The sequence below is a fragment of the Modicisalibacter coralii genome (assembly GCF_004117855.1).
Classification (GTDB): domain Bacteria; phylum Pseudomonadota; class Gammaproteobacteria; order Pseudomonadales; family Halomonadaceae; genus Modicisalibacter; species Modicisalibacter coralii.
The window spans coordinates 152146-168879 of sequence record NZ_QWBW01000008.1 but is presented as its reverse complement, the minus strand read 5'-3'; the positions used below and the strand labels follow the sequence as shown (position 1 = coordinate 168879).

Below are 16734 nucleotides of genomic sequence, written 5' to 3'. Positions count from 1 at the left end.
TGCCATGGCTGTCCACGACACCGTCTCCAGCGTCACCCGGCGCATTCGCGAACGTTCGGCCCCGCGCCGCGCCGAATACGAGCGACACATGCAGGAACAGCACCGTCACGGCGTGCATCGCGGCGAACTGTCCTGCGGCAATCTGGCCCACGGCTTCGCCGCCTGCGGCAGCCAGGATAAGAATCGGCTCAAGCTGATGAACAGCGCCAACCTGGGGATCGTTTCGTCATATAACGACATGCTCTCCGCGCATCAGCCGCTCGGCCCCTTTCCCGACATCATCAAGGACGCCGCCCGTCAGATGGGCTCCACCGCCCAGTTCGCCGGCGGGGTGCCGGCGATGTGCGACGGCGTGACCCAGGGTCAGCCGGGCATGGAGCTGTCGCTGTTCTCCCGCGACGTGATCGCCATGGCCACCGCGGTGGCGCTGTCGCACAACATGTTCGACGCCGCCCTGTACCTGGGCATCTGCGACAAGATCGTCCCGGGGCTGTTCATCGGTGCGGCGCGCTTCGGCCACCTGCCGGCGATCTTCGTCCCCGGCGGACCGATGACCAGCGGCCTGCCCAACAAGGAGAAGGCCCGTGTCCGCCAGCTCTACGCCGAAGGCAAGGTGGGCCGCGCCGAGCTGCTCGAGGCCGAGTCGGAGTCCTACCACAGCCCCGGCACCTGCACCTTCTACGGTACCGCCAACTCCAACCAGTTGATGATGGAGATGATGGGCCTGCACCTGCCGGGCGCCTCCTTCGTCAACCCCGGCACCCCGCTGCGCGAGGCGCTGACCCGCTACGCCGCCGAGCAGTCGATCCGCAACAGCGAACCGGGCGGCAACTACCGGCCGTTCTGGCAGCAGATCGACGAGAAGGCGATCGTCAACGCCATGGTCGGCCTGCTGGCCTCCGGCGGCTCGACCAACCACACCCTGCACCTGGTCGCCATGGCCGGCGCCGCCGGGCTGACCATCACCTGGGACGACTTCGCCGAACTCTCGGCGGTGGTGCCCAGCATGACCCGCATCTACCCCAACGGGCAGGCCGACGTGAACCACTTCCAGGCCGCCGGAGGCATGAGCTTCCTGATGCGCGAGCTGCTCGACGCCGGGCTGCTCCATCGCGACGTGCCCAGCGTGTTCGGCGGCGACCTCTCCGACTACACCAAGGAGCCGTTCCTCGAGGACGGCGAGCTGGTGTGGCGCGACGGCCCCACCGAGAGCATGGACCGCGACGTGCTGCGCCCGGTCAGCGACCCGTTCTCGCCCACCGGCGGGCTGGCGGTGCTCGACGGCAATCTGGGCCGGGGGGTGATCAAGATCTCCGCGGTTCAGCCCGAGCACCGTCGCGTCGAGGCCCCGGTACGCCTGTTCAGCGACCAGAACGAGCTCAAGGACGCCTTCGACGCCGGTGAGCTCGACCGCGACGTGGTCGTCGTCGTGCGCTTCCAGGGCCCGCGCGCCAACGGCATGCCCGAACTGCACAAGCTCACCCCCTATCTGGGCGTGCTCCAGGATCGCGGCTACAAGGTCGCGCTGGTCACCGACGGGCGCATGTCCGGCGCCTCGGGCAAGGTCCCGGCGGCGATCCACGTAACCCCGGAGGCCTACGACGGCGGCCCGCTCGCGCGGCTGCGCGACGGCGACGTGGTGCGCCTCGACCCCGAACGCGGCGAACTCAGGGCGCTGGTCGACGATGCCGAATGGCAGGCCCGCGAGCTGGCCACCACCGACATCGAGACCTACCGCTACGGCATGGGTCGTGAGCTGTTCGCCGGCTTCCGCAGCCTGGTCGGCGGCGCCGAGGAAGGCGCGGCGACCTTCGGCGGTTTCGAGGCCCGCGACGTCGACGGGGATCGGCAGGCATGAGCCGTCCGGCCCTGATCGGTGACATCGGTGGTACCAACGCCCGCTTCGCCCTGGTGCGGCCGGGGGATTTCGCGCCCTACGAGATCCGTACCCTGGCCTGCGCCGACTACCCGACCCTCGAGGCGGCGATCCACGCCTACCTCGAGGCGGCCGGGGTGAGCGACGCGTCCGTGCCGCAGGAGGCCTGTCTGGCCTTCGCCTGCCCGGTCCACGACGACGAAGTGCGTATGACCAACAACGCCTGGCGCTTCTCCAAGCGCCAGGTCCAGGCGGCGCTGGACCTGACCCTGTTCAAGGTGATCAACGACTTCACCGCCCAGGCCCTCGGCGTCCCCCATGTCGCCGCCGACGACCTGGTCCCGGTGGGCAGCGGCGAGGCCGAGGCGCATCGTGCCTGCCTGGTGATCGGCCCCGGCACCGGGCTGGGCGTGGCCGGCCTCTTCCCCGGCCGTCACGCCTGGATTCCGCTGTCCACCGAGGGGGGCCACGTGACCTTCGCGCCCACCGATGCCGTCGAACAGCAACTGCTGCCCTACTTCCGCGACTGCTACGGGCGCGTCTCGGTGGAACGCCTGCTCTGCGGCCAGGGGCTGCTCGACCTGTATCACGCCTTCGCCCGACTGCAGGGCGCGGAAACGCGCTTCGACAGCCCCGCTCAGGTCACCCAGGCGGCGCGGGACGGCGAGAGCCTGGCCGAGGCCAGCGTGCTGCGCTTTCTCAAGATACTGGGTGACGTCTGCGGCGACGCGGCCCTGACCCTGGGCGCGCGTGGCGGCGTCTACCTGTGCGGCGGGATCGTGCCGCGCCTGCTCGACTGGCTGCCGGACAGCGACTTCCGCCGCGCCTTTGCCGACAAGGGCCGCATGAGCGCTTACAATGCCGACATTCCGGTGTGGGTGGTCACGGCACCCTGGACGGGGCTGCTGGGCGCCTGCGAGGCATTGCACAACGAGGAGGTGACATGATTCCGGCATCCCTGCGCGAGTTGCTCGACGCGACCCACGGCCAGCGCCGCGCCGAGTGGGCCGGCCGCGAGGTATGGCTGGCCAACGAGCCCTGGGGGGAGCTGGCGGTGTCGTTGCAGGGCGCCCAGGTGCTTCATTATCGTCCGGCCGGCGAATCGGTCGACGATTGGCTGTGGGTGACCCCCACGCCCCAGGACCTGCCCGGGGCGATTCGCGGCGGCATTCCGCTGTGCTGGCCGTGGTTCGCCGACGAGCGTTTCGCCGACGAGTCGCCGGACCACTCGGGACCGATGCACGGTCCGGCGCGCAAGGCCGAGTGGCGGCTCGACGCCGCCGACGAGCACGCCGAAGGCGTCGAGGTGCACCTCTCCCCCGTCGAGCGCCTGCACAGCCAACTCGTGCCGCGTGCGGTGATCCGCGCCAACGCCCAGCGCCTGCAGGTCGAACTGATCACCGAGCATCGCGGCGAGACGCCGGTCAAGCTGACCGCCGCCCTGCACAGCTATTTCGCCGTCGCCCACAGCCATGCCTGTCGGGTCGAGGGGCTCGCCGGGGCGCGCTACCTGGACAAGCTCGAGGACTTCGCCGAGCACGTCCAGCAGGGCGAACTGGGCATCCGCGGCGCGGTCGATCGCATCTACCAGTCCAACCGCGAGACGGTCCTCGACGACGGCCGGCGCCGCCTGCGCATCGCCAAGCAGGGCAGCGATTCGACGGTGGTCTGGCAGCCCGACGACGCACCCCCCGACGACGTACCCGGCGAGGCCGGCCACCGTTTCGTCTGCGTCGAGGCGGCCTGCACGCGCCTCGACCCGGTATGGCTGGTGCCCGGTGCCCAGCATCTGCTGGCGACCACGATCAGCCGCGACGAGACCGCCCGATGAGCGATTCCCTGGATTTCGACGTGCCCTTCCTGCTGGGCATGATGCGCCTCCACGAGGCCCATACCCTGAACACCCCGGCGCGGCTGGCCGACTGGATCGAGGCACGCCTCGACGAGGGGCTCCACTGGTTCGACCACGCCGACATCTATGGCAAGGGCGCCGGCGAGACACGCTTCGGCGAGGCGCTGCGCGCCCGCCCGGCGCTGGCCGCCCGGGTCCGCGTGGTGACCAAGGCCGACATCGTGCTGCCCCAGCTCGACGACTCCGGTCACGGCGTCAAGCACTACGACACCTCGCCGGCGTATCTGAAGGCGGCCATCGACGCCGCACTGTCGCGGCTGAACGTCGCGCGTCTGGATCACTTCCTGCTCCACCGCCCCGACCCGCTGATCGAGGTCGAGGCCACCGCCGCGGCCCTGGACGACGCCATCGACAGCGGCAAGGTCGGCGCCGTGGGGGTCTCCAACTTCCTCCCCGAGCAGTGGCGGCGCCTGCAGGACGCCATGCGCCACCCGCTGGTGGCCCATCAGCTGGAACTCTCTCTGGCTCACGCCGAACCGCTGTTCGACGGCCGCTACGATGCCGTCCTTCACGACGGCCAGCGGCCCCTGGCCTGGTCGCCGCTGGGGGGCGGCACGGTCTTCGAGGACGTGCTGGGCGATTCGCTGACCCGACTCGCCGAGGAGTATCAGGTCAGCCGCGCCGGACTGGCACTGGCCTGGCTGCGCCGGATACCCGGCGGCCCGGTACCGGTGATCGGCACCCTGCGCGAGTCGCGCATCCGCGAGCTGGCCGCGGATGGCAGCCATGCCATCGATCGTGCCACCTGGTTCGCCCTGCTCGAGGAATCCCGCGGGCAGCGCGTGGCATGACCCCTCGGCGCCCGGTGGCGGTGACGGCCAGGTGGCACGAGGCCACAGGCTCGGCGCAGCCGGCGAGCGCCCGGTGACAAGCGTCAGGCCCTCTGAGAAGATCGGGTGACACGATTCATCCAGGGTTTGTACGAAAAGGCGACGAGCGCAGACAGTTTTCGTACAAGGCCCAGCAAGCAAAACGGACAACAAGAGGACACGCCCCCCATGTTCCAACTCACCCGCAGCGTCACCTGGCAGGCCCTCGAGACGCTCCACCGGGAAACCGCCAACGACCGCATCCGCGATTATTTCAGCGCCGATCCGGCGCGCTTCGACAAGATGAGCCTGCGTGTCGGGGGGCTGTTCCTCGACTACTCCAAGCACCACATCTCGGACACGGTGCTGGACAAGCTGCTCGAACTCGCCGATCACTCGGCGCTGGTACAGCGTCGCGCGCAGATGTTCTCCGGCGACATCATCAACGTCACCGAGAACCGCCCGGTGCTGCATACCGCCCTGCGCAACCAGGGTGACGCCCCGCTGATGGTCGACGGCAAGGACGTGATGCCCGAGATCAAGCGTACCCGCGAGCAGATCCGCGCCTTCTCCGAGGCCGTGCGCGACGGCAGCTGGCAGGGTTACAGCGGCAAGCGCATCAAGGACGTGGTCAACATCGGCATCGGCGGTTCGGACCTGGGGCCCAACATGGCCTGCCGGGCCCTGCTCGAGTATCGCAACCAGGACCTCAACTTCCACTTCGTCTCCAACGTCGACGGCGCCCACATCCAGAAGGTCCTGCGCCGGCTCGACCCGGCGACCACGCTGTTCATCGTCTCGACCAAGACCTTCTCCACCCAGGAGACGCTGCTCAACGCCAAGACCGCGCGGCGCTGGTTCCTCGACAACGCCGGCGAGGACGCCGACGTCGGCGCCCATTTCATCGCCGCTTCCACCAACCGCAAGGCGGCCATGGAATTCGGCATCCGCGAGGAGAACGTCTTCGAGTTCTGGGCCTGGGTCGGCGGGCGCTATTCGATGTGGTCGTCGATCGGCCTGCCCATCGCCCTGTCGATCGGCTTCGACGGCTTCATGGAGCTGCTCGAGGGCGCCTACGAGATGGACCGCCACTTCATCGAGGCGCCCAACGACCGCAACATGCCGGTACTGATGGCGCTGATCGGCATCTGGTACATCAACTTCCACGGTGCCGAGACCCACGCCATCGTGCCCTACGATCAGGCCCTGCATCAGTTGCCGGCCTTCCTCCAGCAGCTCGACATGGAGTCCAACGGCAAGTCGGTGGACATCTTCGGCCACCCGGTCGACTACAAGACCGGGCCGATCGTCTGGGGCCAGACCGGCTCCAACGGCCAGCACGCCTTCTTCCAGTTGCTCCACCAGGGCACCCGCTACGTGCCGATCGACTTCATCGCCTCGCTCAAGCCCGACGAGGGCATGGAGGAGCACCACTTCGCCCTGCTCACCAACATGCTGGCCCAGGCCAACGCCTTCATGGAGGGCAGCCAGCAGGGCAGCCAGCTCGACCCCTACAGCTGCCCGGGCAACCGCCCGTCGAGCACCCTGTTGCTCGACGAGCTGACGCCGCGCAACCTCGGCGCGCTGATCGCGCTCTACGAGCACAAGGTGTTCGTCCAGGGGGTGATCTGGAACATCAACTCCTTCGACCAGTGGGGCGTCCAGCTCGGCAAGCGCATCGCCGGCGAGATCAGCGAGCGCATCGACGAGCGGGTCCAGGATTTCGACGCCTCGACCCAGGGCCTGCTGGCCCTGGTCCGTCAGCACTTCCCCGGCAACCAGGGCGGCGACACCACCGCCGCCAAGCGTGAAGGCCGGGGCAAGGGCAAGAGCCAATCCACCACTCAGGGAAAGCGTTCATGATTCCCGTCATCGCCTTCGGCGAAGCACTCGTCGACATGCTCTCCAGCCGGCTCGGCGACGACACCGGCGGCACGGAGACCTTCACGCCCTATGCCGGCGGCGCGCCGGCCAACGTCGCCGTGGCCTGTGCCAGGCTCGGCGTGGAAAGCCACTTCCTGGGCATGGTCGGCGACGACCGCTTCGGCCGCCTGCTGACCGCCGAGATGGCCAGCCACGGCGTCGACACCTCGGGCGTGAGGGTGACGACGGAGGCCCGCACCGCCCTGGCCTTCGTCTCCCGCGACGCCGACGGCGAGCGGACCTTCGATTTCTACCGTCCGCCCGCCGCCGATCTGCTATATCGCCTCGAGCACCTGCCGGCGGGGATCTTCGCCGAGCCGGCGATCGTCCACCTGTGCAGCAACAGCCTCACCGAAGAGGCGATCGCCGAGACCACCCTGGCGCTGGCCGACATCGCGCGGCGCTCGGGCAGCCTGGTCAGTGTCGACGCCAATCTGCGCCACAACCTGTGGCCCGAGGGCCAGGTGGATATCGGCCTGGCCACGGCGCTGCTCGATCGCGCCGACCTGCTCAAGCTCTCGCGGGACGAGGTCGAGGCGCTGCGTGGCGATCATCCGGTGGACGCCTGGCTCAATCAACGCTTCGCCGCCGGGGTGAAGCTGATCGTGATCACCGACGGCGCCGCGCCCGTGGAGGTTCACCGGCTCAATCAGCGGCTCACGGTCACGCCGCCGGCGGTCCGGGCCGTGGATACCACCGCCGGCGGCGATGCCTTCATCGGCGGGCTGCTCGCCATGCTCGCCGAAGACGACGTCGATGCCGGTGCGTTCGCCGCCTGGTGCGACGACACGCCGCGTCTCGAACGGGCGGTGGACGTGGCCTGTCGCTGCGGCGCTCACGCCGTGACCCGCCCCGGGGCCTATGCGTCGCTGCCCTCGAAGGCGGATCTCGATCAGCTCAAGGGCAGCCTGGAATAGAACAGAGCCGTCGCCCGCCGCACAAGAACGCGATCAGGCGGTGGGCAGGCGCCGCTTCAGCCAGCCGCCGATATCGGCGATCTGCTGCGGGCACAGGGCATGGGCCATCGGGTAGCTGCGATAGTGCGCCGGCAGGCCCAGCTCACGCGCCCGCTCGTAGCCGGCCCGCCCCAGCGATTCGGGAACGATCGGATCGAAGGTGCCGTGGTGCACCTCGACCGCCAGGTCGCGATTGGCCTCGGCGACGTCGAGCGTGTCACCGGTGGCGAAGTAGGTGGACATCGCCAGCAGGCCGGCGAGCCGGTGCGGATAGGTCAACGCCGCCTGATAGGCGACCGCCCCGCCCTGGGAGAAGCCGGCGATCACGATCCGCCGGCTGTCGATGCCCGCCTCGCGCTGGGCATCGATCAGGGCCTGCACGGTCGCCGCCGAGGCCTCGAGCTGCTCGACGTCGATCTTGCGCGACAGGTCCATCTCGAGGATGTCGTACCAGGCCGGCATGCGCATGCCGCCGTTGACGGTCACCGCCCGGACCGGGGCGTGCGGCAGGACGACCCGCAGGGCCAGCTCGCGCGGCAGGCCGAGCGCCGGCACCAGCGGTTCGAAGTCGCTGCCGTCGGCCCCCAGGCCGTGCAGCAGAATCAGCGCGGCGTCCGCCGCCTGCCCGTTAGCGGGTTCGATCACCCGTGGCTCGCGTGCCATGCCATTCTCCTCGGCGCCGTGTGGATGGAACAGGAACGGCACAGCCTATCACGCCACCCGACGCCACGCCTCAGAACGGCCAGACCCGCGGGATCAGCAGCAGCGAGGTGACGCCCACCAGCACGCTCAGCGGCCCGCCGACGCGCAGGAAGTCGCCGAAACGGTAGCCGCCCGGGCCGTAGACCATCAGGTTGGTCTGGTAGCCCAGCGGGGTCAGGAAGCTCGCCGAGGCGGCGAACATCACCGCGACGGCGAACGGCATGACGCTCACCCCAAGGCTCTCGGCGCCGGCGGTGACGATGGGAAAGGCGATCACCGCCGCGGCGTTGTTGGTCACCACTTCGGTGAGCAGCGCGACCAGCACATAGGCCCCGATCAGCATCAGGTAAGGGTCGCCGCCGGCCAGCGTCATCGCCTGCTGGGCCACGGCCGCCGCCGCCCCGGAACTGTCCAGCGCCGCGCCCAGGCCGAAGGAGGCCCCGATGGTCAGCAGCACCTGGGTATCCAGGCTGCGCTTGGCCGCGCCGACCGAACAGCAGCGGGTGAGCAGGCTCGCCAGGGCGCCGAGCATCGCCGCATTGAGCATGCTCAACACGCCGAAGCTGGCCAGCGCCACCACCCCGGCGAGGATCGTCCACGCCAGCCAGGCCTTCTCGTGGACCGGACGCGCCTGGCCGTTGACCTGGCTGATCAGCAGGAAGTCCCGCGATTGGCGATGGCGCTCGATGAACGGCGGGCGCGCCTCGAGCAACAGCACGTCGGCCGGCTGCAGGCGAACCTGGCCCAGGTTGCCGTCGACCCGCTCGCCGTTGCGACAGACCGCCAGGACCGCGGCGCCGTAGAGCGTGCGAAAGTGCCCCTCGCGAATACGCTGGCCGATGAACTGGCACTGATCGGAGACCACCGCCTCGACCAGCCGGCGCTCGCGGAAATCCTTCTGCAGGCTCGACTCGCCGAGGCTCGACGGTCGCAGCCCGCGGAACTGCTGCAGTTCGATGGCCGCCTCGCTGGTACCGGCGAACACCAGTCTGTCGCCGGCCTTGAGCCTCTCACCCGGGCCGACGACGCTGACCACGTTGCCGCCACGTTCGATCTCGACCAGAAACAAGCCACGCAGATGACGCAGCCCGGCCTCCTCGACCGTCTTCTCGACCAGCGGGCCCTCCGGGTCGACGGCCATCTCGATGGTGAACTCGCGAGGGTTCTCGAAGGCCTGGGCGGCACTGCGCCGATCGGGCAGCAGCCGGCGCCCCGCGAACAGCAGGTAACCGAGACCCACCAACGCCACCGGCACGCCGACCCAGGCGATGGCGAAAAGGTGCAGCGAGTCCTCGGGGTAGCGCGCGGTGAGCAGGCCATTGACCACCAGGTTGGTGCTGGTGCCCAGCAGCGAGCAGGTGCCGCCGAGAATCGAGGCGAAGCTCAGCGGAATCAGGAAACGATGCACCTTGAAGTCGAGTCGCCGGCTCCAGCTCATCACCGCCGGCACGTAGGTCGCCACCACCGGGGTATTGTTGAGGAAGGCGCTCATCGTCGCGACCGGCACCAGCAGGCGCGCCATGGCGCCGGCCTCGCCGCGCGGCCGGCCCAGCACGTGACGGATGATCAGATCCATGCCGCCGGTCTCGCGGATGCTGGCGACCAGCACGTACATGAACGCCACGGTGAACAGGCCGTCGTTGGCAAAGCCGGCCAGTGCCTGCTGCGGACCGATCACGCCCAGGGTCAGCAGCACGATCACCCCGCCGAGCAGGATCATGTCGGCGCCGAGACGCGTCGTGCCCATCAGGACAAACGCGATGGCGACGGTCGCGAGCGAGATCCAGGCATCGGGAGACATGGCGGTCCTGCGGCTGAAAGAGATTCAGTGCGCATTTTGACCGCCATGCTTTATATCATGAAGTTATTTGTGGAAATTTGGCTAGACCTTAATCGCCTAAGCGCTTTCCGCCGCCGGTGGCTTGGCCCCACCCAACCCCCACCAGGCCTTGAGCGACTGGGTGGGCATCGTCTGACGCCGCTCGGTCTCGGGCAGCAGCGATGCCGCATCGACATCGGCCGCCTCGTCGCTCGGCGGATTCGCCTCGAGCTGCTCCAGCCGCGTGAGCACCCAGGGCGGATTGACCTCGGCGGGGATGCACACCAGGCGGTGGCGCTGCAGCCACTCACCGGCCCGGATGCTGCTGGTGTAGCGCAGCAGCGGTGCGGAGGCGACCATGCCCAGCAATACCGGCGACAGCCACCAGAAGAACAACGGAGCGTAGTAATAACTCACGCCGCCCCAGAGCAGGCCCAGCAGGGTCATCGCCCCGGTGCGCCGCCACGCCACGCGCCACGGGATCAGGCGACCGCCACGGACCTGCGAACTCCATGACACGGTGCGCCCGGCGAGCACGCTGACCACGAACCAGGCGTGGAAGGCCATCATCAACGGCGCGATGAGAATCGAGAAGAGCACCTCGAGAAACGCGCTGACCGCCAGGCGGAAACCGCCGCCGAAATCCCGGCGTCGCTGGAGCAGGCCGACGATCATCCCGAGCAGCTTGGGCAGCAACAGCATCAGCACGGTGATCACCAGCAGCGAGGCGATCATCGCCACCTTGGATTCCGGCCATTCGGGGAATAGCTGGTAGCCCTCGTTGAAGAAACGCACCTTGGCGACCGCCCGCACCACGGCATCGACGGTACTCAGGCCCAGCATGATCAGCCACAGCAGCGAGGCCATGTAGGCCAGCGCCCCGAGCAGGAAGTGCAGGCGGTTGATCGGGTGCAGCCCCCGCGAGAGCAGCAGGCGCAGATGCTGCATGTTGCCTTGACACCAGCGACGGTCGCGCTTGGCGTAGTCGACCATGTTGCCCGGCAGTTCCTCGTAGCTGTCCTCGAGGCCGGCGTGGAGCCGGACCTCCCAGCCGGCGCGACGCAGCAGCGCCGCCTCGACGAAGTCGTGACTGAGGATGTCGCCGCCCATCGGCGCCTTGCCGGGCAGCGCCGGCAGCCCGCAGTGATTGACGAAGGCCTCGATGCGAATGATCGCGTTGTGCCCCCAGTAGTTGGCGGTGTCGCCCTGCCAGACGCTCTGCCCGGCCGCCAGCATGGGGCTGTAGAGGGTCGCCGCGAACTGCAGGAAGCGCCCGAACAGGGTATTGGACCGCGCCGGCAGCGGCACGGTCTGCAAGAGTCCCAGGCGTGGATTGGCCTGCATGGTGGCGGCCATGCGCACCAGCGTCCGGCCACCCATCACGCTGTCGGCGTCGAGGATGATCATGCTCTCGTAGGCCTGACCCCAGCGGCAGCAGAAGTCTTCCAGGTTGCCGACCTTGCGGCCGATGTTGCGCTCGCGGCGGCGGTAGTAGAGCCGCAGTCCGCCGGGCATGCGCTTGCGCAGGGCCGCCGCGGCACGCCGCTCGGCATCGGCGATTTCCGAATCGGTGGTGTCGCTGAGCAGATAGACGTCGAACGCCGCCGCCTTGCCGGTCTCGACCAGCGAATCGCAGGTCGCCTCGAGCCCGGCGATCACGCGTGACGTTTCCTCGTTGTAGACCGGCATCACCAGGGCGATGCGCCGCTCGGGATCGAGGGTCTCGTCGAGCGGCGCGGCCCGCTTGAGGGTCAGCGGGTCGCGCTTGAAGACCACCACCAGGAAGCCGGCGATCCCCGACCAGAACGAGACCGTCAGCCAGGCGAACATGAACACGAACAGCCCCAGGATCGTGCCTTCGAGCACGGTCAGGCCGTTGGCACGCAGGATGTCGAACATCATGTAGGCACCCTGCAGGCTGGTCACCACCGACAGGGTGAAGAAGATCAGCCGCCGCAATCCCAACAGCGGCATGCCCTGGCCACCGGGGCAACCGGCCGAACGGGAATCGCTGGAAGGCGCCTCGTGAGCGTCGGCCCCGGGCGTGTCGTCATCGGGGCGCTCGCCGGCGACGGCACCCAGGGTGGCACCGCCGGCGTGGCTCGGATGTTGTGTACGGGAGTCGTTTTCACAGGACATCGGGATTCCACAGGTAGCTCCAGGTTTCGGTCAACCGCTGACCGCGCAGCTTGAGTTCGAGCTGCATGTCGGCGGATTCGCCTTGCGGGTCCAGCTTGAAGGACGCACGCCAGGTCTTGCCGTCGGGCAAGCGCCGCACCTGAAGGTCGTTGACCTTGCCGTGGGAGACGTTGAGCTCGGCCTTGACCGGCTGCGAGGCATCGAGACCGGCGAGCGCGTCACCGCGGAAGTCGACCACGAAACGCCGCAGGCCGTGCGAGGGCGGGTTCTTCTGCCCCGGATCGGCGCCCCAGCCGTTGCGCATGCGCACCGCCCGGCCCAGCGACTCGTCGGGCACCGCGCCATCATGGGTCGACAGGCGATACTGGTAACGCCGCGACTCGCCGGCCTTGAACGGCTTGTCGGGGACCCAGTAGGTGATGATGTTGTCGTGGATCTCCTTGTCGGTGGGGATCTCGACCAGCTCGACGCCGCCCTGCCCCCAGTCGCCCTCGTCGGGACGCACCCACAGACTGGGACGACGCTGATAGCCGGCATCCATGTCCAGATAGTGCTCGAAGTCGCGATCGCGCTGCATCAGGCCGAAGCCCAGCGGGTCGGTGTCGCGCAGCTGGGTGACGTTCAGCGAGGGCGGGTTGGACAGCGGCCGCCAGATCCACTGACCGGTCGAGGTGTGCATCAGCAGGCCGTCGGAGTCGTGCACTTCGGGGCGATAGTCGTCATAGTCGCCCTGGCTGTTCTCGCCGTGCAGGAACATGCTGGTCAGCGGCGCCACGCCCAGCTTGCCGACCTCCTGGCGGGCGAACAGCCGGGCATCGACGTCGACGACCGTGTTCGCACCGGCATGGATGTCGAAGCGGTAGGCCCCGGTGACCGAGGGACTGTCGAGCAGCGCGAAGAGGATCATGTCGGACGCGTTGGGCTCGGGGCGTACCAGCCAGAAGGCACGAAACGCCGGAAACTCCTCGCCGCCCTGGGTGGCCGTGTCGACCGCCAGCCCGCGAGCCGACAGCCCGTACCCCTGGCCGCGACCGACCAGCCGGAAATAGGAGGCACCGAGAAAGACCGCGATCTCGTCCTTGTAGTCGGGGGTGTTGACCGGATAGTGCAGACGAAAGCCGGCGAACCCCAGCTTGGCGGGGTCGGTCTTCTCCACCACCTCCTTGACGGCGGACGCGGAATCCTCGTAATCGAACATTGACGCCTCGAAGCCGATGTCCTCGATGCGCCCGCCCTTGAGGACGTGCATTTCCACCGGCACGTCATAGAGGAAGCCGGGGTGGAAGAACTGGACCTCGAACAGCCGGTCGTCACGCCACAGGGCGTGTTCCTTGCGAAAATGGATGTTGCGGTAATCGTCGTAGGCGAGATTCTTCAGGGCATCGGGCAACTGGGACTGGGGCTTGCTGTACTCCTGCCCGGCCAGGGTCCTGGCCCGTTCGATGACGCGATCGAAGAGCGCCTGGGGCGTCCAGTCCTCGCGCGGCGCCGGGGGCGCTTCCTGCCCGGTCGATGCCGGCTGATTCTGGGCGGCGCCCTGCGGTGCCGACGCATTCTGCTGCGACGAGCCCTCGTCGGCGGCCGGCGCCTGAGACGACTGACTCGATTCCTGCGGGGGTGCAGACGTTTCCTGAGCCTCGGCGACCGGCACGGCCAGACACAGGCCTGCCAGCGCCAAGCATTGCCACACCTTCATGTGCATTCCTCATTCCCTAGTTAACAATGCGACCCCTCTGTTCACTGCCCACACTATAGCGGTTTGCCGTTGCCGACGCGCCTGGGCAATGATGGGAACCCGTCATCCACGCCCGGTGCCTGCCGTTACCGATGCGGAGCGAGCCCTTGTATCATAACCTGCTAATTTTATTCGTCATCAATCTGCTGCTCGCCAGTCTGACGTTCCTCACGCACTCCATGGCCGGACACGGCTGGCTGGCCCTGGAAGCGCCCTGGCTGCTGCTCGCGCTGACCCTGCCGAGTCGCGGCACGCGTCGCCGCCTCGCCCCCTGGCTGGCCGGCGTGCTGAGTCTGCTGGTGCTGCTCGCGATCCTCGACGCCCTGGCCCGGTTGAGCCTGGGGCGTGCCTTCAATCCCTTGCTCGACACCAGTCTGGCACGCCCAGCCTACCATTTGATGATCGACAATGTCGGCAAGTTCCTGACCGTGACCGGGCTCGTGGTGGCGGCGGCACTGTGGCTGATGCTGACGTGGGGGCTGACGCGACTGCTGGCCGGGGCCCGTCCGCTACCGGTCGCAGCCCGCCACCGGGCCGCTATCGCGCTGATGCTGGTGCCGCTGGGCGCCGGGCTGGCCCCGCTGACGGCGCCGGCACCGCTGGCGACGCCAGCGCTGACGCTGATCGAGCGGCACTGGCAGCAATGGCGGGAGACACACGACACCCTGAGCGACTTCCGCCGACGGCTCGCCGAACGGGCCGCCCCCGCCCGGGCACTTCCCGGACTGGCCGGCCACGACGTGGCATTGACCTTCATCGAGTCCTACGGCGTATCGGCGCTGTTCGACCCGCGCTATGCCCCGGTACTCCGGCCACGGCTCGAACGCCTGCGCCGCGATTTTGCGGCCGCCGGGCTGCATGTCGCCAGCGCCCGGCTCACCGCACCGGTACAGGGTGGACAGTCGTGGCTGGCGCACGGCAGCGTGATCAGCGGGTTGTGGTTGACCAGTCAGCGGCATTACGACCTATTGCTGGCACAGGGGGCGCCGACGCTGGTCGACGACTTTCGCCTCACGGGGCAGCGCAGCGTGGCGATCATGCCGGCGATCACCGCCCCCTGGCCGGCCGGGCGCCGGCTGGGCTACGACGCGATCCTCGACGCCCGCAACATCCCCTATCAGGGGCCCGCCCTCAACTGGGTGACCATGCCCGACCAGTACACCTGGCGCTTCTTCGCCGACTACCGGGAACGTCAGGCACGACCGCTGTTCGCCGAGCTGGCGATGATCTCGAGTCATGCCCCGTGGACGCCGATCCTGCCGCTGCTCGACGACTGGGACGGCCTGGCCGGCGGCGGGCGTTTCGCGTCCTGGGCGGACGCCGGCCCGAGCCCGGAGGTCCTGTGGCAGGACCCGGAGCGGGTACGCCACCATTACATTCGCGCGATCGATTATGCGCTGGCGGCGATGGGCGGATTCGCCGAGCGCTATCTGGGAAAGGAGGCCCTGCTGATCGTGCTCGGCGATCATCAGCCGGCACCGCTGATCACCGGAGAGGACGCCAGTCGCGACGTGCCGGTCCATGTGATCAGCGCCGACCCGACGCTGATCCGGCCCTTCATCGCCGCCGGCTTCAAGCCCGGCCTGATGCCGCCGAGCGACCCCGCCCGCTGGCGTCAGGCCGACTTCCGCGGCCTGCTGCACCGACTGTTCGGCGCACACCGCGGCGCCGCAACACCGGGGTCTCAGTAATCCACCACCAGGTTCCCCTTGGGCCGGCTGCAGCAGGACAGGATGTAGCCTTCGGCGATGTCCTCGTCGGTGATCCCGCCGTTGTGGTCCATCTCGACCTCGCCGGACTTGATGCCCACGCGGCAGGTACCGCAGATCCCCATCCCGCAGGCCTTGGGAATGTGCAGGCCGAGCTTGGCGGCGGCGGCATGGACCGTCTCGCCGGGCTGGATGCGCACGCTCTTGCCGGACCCGGCGAATTCCACCTGGAGCAGATCGGCGTAATCGATCTCCTCGGCCTCGGCCTCGGCCTGCTCGGCGAGTTCGCGAACGTCCTCGCGGACGTCGAGGGGCGTGGCACCGAACGACTCCTGATGGTAATGGCTCATGTCGAAGCCATTGCTGCGCAGGATCTGCTTGACGGCGTTCATGTAGGGCGTCGGCCCGCAGCAGAAGATCTCGCGTTCGAGATAGTCCGGGACCATCAGCTCGAGCATCGCCTCGGTGAGGAAACCGCGGTAGCCGGCCCAGGCCTCGCCGATGTCGGACTTGTTCTCGCAGACCACGTGCAGCTTGAATTCCGGCAGCCGCGAGAACATGTGCACCAGCTCGCGGTGATAGATCACGTCACGCGGCGAGCGCGCGCAATGCACGAAGTCGACGTCGACGTTGGCATTGGTGTCGAAGAACCAGCGGGTCATCGACATCAGCGGGGTGATCCCCACGCCACCCGACAGGAACAGCACCTTCTCGGCGGGGTAGTCGATGACGTTGAAGTCGCCCACCGGGCCGTGCACCGCCAGCTCGTCGCCGACCTTGAGGTTGTCGTGCAGCCAGTTGGAGACCCGGCCGTCGGGCAGACGCTTGACGGTGATCGAGAAACTGTAGGGGATCGACGGCGAGCTGGAGATGGTATAGGAGCGCATGATCGGCTCGCCGTCGATCTCCAGTTCCAGGGTGACGAACTGCCCCGGCTTGAAGAAGAACAGCACCGGCTGCTCGGCCATGAAGCAGAAGGTGCGGACGTCCCAGGTTTCCTGGATCACCTTGACGCAACGCACGCGGTGGCGACCGTTGGTCCAGGTCTGGGTGGTCACCGGATTGAAGTAATTCATTGTCATCGTTGTCTCTGCCTGCCGGAACATGGGCTGCCTGACGACTGCCCCCACCACCTGCCGAGGCCCTCGTCGTGT

General features: G+C 68.3%; 12 protein-coding genes. 7 read left to right on the top strand and 5 right to left on the bottom strand.

Features of this window, described 5'->3' with window-relative positions; all coding sequences use genetic code 11:
• The first annotated feature begins 4 nt into the window (after nt 1–4).
• From edd to D0901_RS04265, 6 genes are all read left to right on the top strand, one after another.
• A complete protein-coding gene (edd, locus tag D0901_RS04290; RefSeq protein WP_129139060.1) occupies nt 5–1858 on the top strand; it encodes a phosphogluconate dehydratase in 1854 nt (617 codons plus the stop codon).
• Nucleotides 1855–2823 carry a glucokinase gene (glk, locus tag D0901_RS04285; RefSeq protein ID WP_129139059.1) on the top strand — a complete coding sequence of 323 codons (969 nt, stop codon included), beginning with the start codon at nt 1855–1857 and terminating at the stop codon, nt 2821–2823. Before edd ends, glk begins: the two co-directional genes overlap by 4 nt.
• The gene (locus D0901_RS04280; protein WP_129139058.1) at nt 2820–3707 is read left to right on the top strand and encodes a D-hexose-6-phosphate mutarotase; all 888 of its coding nucleotides are present in this window, start codon (nt 2820–2822) and stop codon (nt 3705–3707) included. Before glk ends, D0901_RS04280 begins: the two co-directional genes overlap by 4 nt.
• Entirely contained in the window at nt 3704–4579 is an 876-nt protein-coding gene (locus D0901_RS04275; RefSeq protein ID WP_129139057.1) for an aldo/keto reductase, read from the top strand. Before D0901_RS04280 ends, D0901_RS04275 begins: the two co-directional genes overlap by 4 nt.
• A gap of 207 nt (nt 4580–4786) precedes the next feature.
• On the top strand, nt 4787–6460 hold the full coding sequence (pgi, locus tag D0901_RS04270; RefSeq protein ID WP_129139056.1) for a glucose-6-phosphate isomerase: 1674 nt from the start codon (nt 4787–4789) through the stop codon (nt 6458–6460).
• Nucleotides 6457–7437 (top strand): carbohydrate kinase family protein, encoded by a 981-nt coding sequence (locus D0901_RS04265; RefSeq protein ID WP_129139055.1) that lies wholly within the window; start codon nt 6457–6459, stop codon nt 7435–7437. Before pgi ends, D0901_RS04265 begins: the two co-directional genes overlap by 4 nt.
• Nucleotides 7438–7470: 33 nt before the next feature.
• Here D0901_RS04265 and D0901_RS04260 read toward each other — a convergent pair whose 3' ends face one another.
• The 4 genes from D0901_RS04260 to D0901_RS04245 form a co-directional block, all read right to left on the bottom strand.
• On the bottom strand, nt 7471–8139 hold the full coding sequence (locus D0901_RS04260) for an alpha/beta hydrolase (protein ID WP_129139054.1): 669 nt from the start codon (nt 8137–8139) through the stop codon (nt 7471–7473).
• Nucleotides 8140–8209: 70 nt separating this feature from the next.
• Nucleotides 8210–9979 (bottom strand): SLC13 family permease, encoded by a 1770-nt coding sequence (locus D0901_RS04255; RefSeq protein WP_129139053.1) that lies wholly within the window; start codon nt 9977–9979, stop codon nt 8210–8212.
• A 96-nt stretch (nt 9980–10075) separates the two neighbouring features.
• Nucleotides 10076–12136 (bottom strand): glucans biosynthesis glucosyltransferase MdoH, encoded by a 2061-nt coding sequence (gene mdoH / locus D0901_RS04250; protein ID WP_129139052.1) that lies wholly within the window; start codon nt 12134–12136, stop codon nt 10076–10078.
• Entirely contained in the window at nt 12126–13832 is a 1707-nt protein-coding gene (locus D0901_RS04245; RefSeq protein WP_129139051.1) for an OpgD/OpgG family glucan biosynthesis protein, read from the bottom strand. The genes mdoH and D0901_RS04245 overlap by 11 nt, the downstream gene beginning before the upstream one ends.
• A 146-nt stretch (nt 13833–13978) precedes the next feature.
• On the opposite strand from D0901_RS04245, the gene D0901_RS04240 reads away from it, so the two are divergent.
• A complete protein-coding gene (locus tag D0901_RS04240) occupies nt 13979–15562 on the top strand; it encodes an alkaline phosphatase family protein (RefSeq protein ID WP_129139050.1) in 1584 nt (527 codons plus the stop codon).
• Here D0901_RS04240 and D0901_RS04235 read toward each other — a convergent pair.
• Entirely contained in the window at nt 15556–16662 is a 1107-nt protein-coding gene (locus D0901_RS04235) for an FAD-binding oxidoreductase (protein WP_129139049.1), read from the bottom strand. The genes D0901_RS04240 and D0901_RS04235 overlap by 7 nt on opposite strands.
• Between the last annotated feature and the right edge of the window lie 72 nt (nt 16663–16734).

Excerpts from the sequence above, each read along its gene's own strand:
- glk (WP_129139059.1), top strand. The coding sequence starts at position 1,855 with ATGAGCCGTCCGGCCCTGATCGGTGACATCGGTGGTACCAACGCCCGC.
- D0901_RS04280 (WP_129139058.1), top strand. The coding sequence starts at position 2,820 with ATGATTCCGGCATCCCTGCGCGAGTTGCTCGACGCGACCCACGGCCAG.
- mdoH (WP_129139052.1), bottom strand. The coding sequence starts at position 12,136 with ATGTCCTGTGAAAACGACTCCCGTACACAACATCCGAGCCACGCCGGC.
- D0901_RS04265 (WP_129139055.1), top strand. The coding sequence starts at position 6,457 with ATGATTCCCGTCATCGCCTTCGGCGAAGCACTCGTCGACATGCTCTCC.
- D0901_RS04245 (WP_129139051.1), bottom strand. The coding sequence starts at position 13,832 with ATGAAGGTGTGGCAATGCTTGGCGCTGGCAGGCCTGTGTCTGGCCGTG.
- D0901_RS04255 (WP_129139053.1), bottom strand. The coding sequence starts at position 9,979 with ATGTCTCCCGATGCCTGGATCTCGCTCGCGACCGTCGCCATCGCGTTT.
- pgi (WP_129139056.1), top strand. The coding sequence starts at position 4,787 with ATGTTCCAACTCACCCGCAGCGTCACCTGGCAGGCCCTCGAGACGCTC.
- edd (WP_129139060.1), top strand. The coding sequence starts at position 5 with ATGGCTGTCCACGACACCGTCTCCAGCGTCACCCGGCGCATTCGCGAA.
- D0901_RS04275 (WP_129139057.1), top strand. The coding sequence starts at position 3,704 with ATGAGCGATTCCCTGGATTTCGACGTGCCCTTCCTGCTGGGCATGATG.
- D0901_RS04235 (WP_129139049.1), bottom strand. The coding sequence starts at position 16,662 with ATGACAATGAATTACTTCAATCCGGTGACCACCCAGACCTGGACCAAC.
- D0901_RS04260 (WP_129139054.1), bottom strand. The coding sequence starts at position 8,139 with ATGGCACGCGAGCCACGGGTGATCGAACCCGCTAACGGGCAGGCGGCG.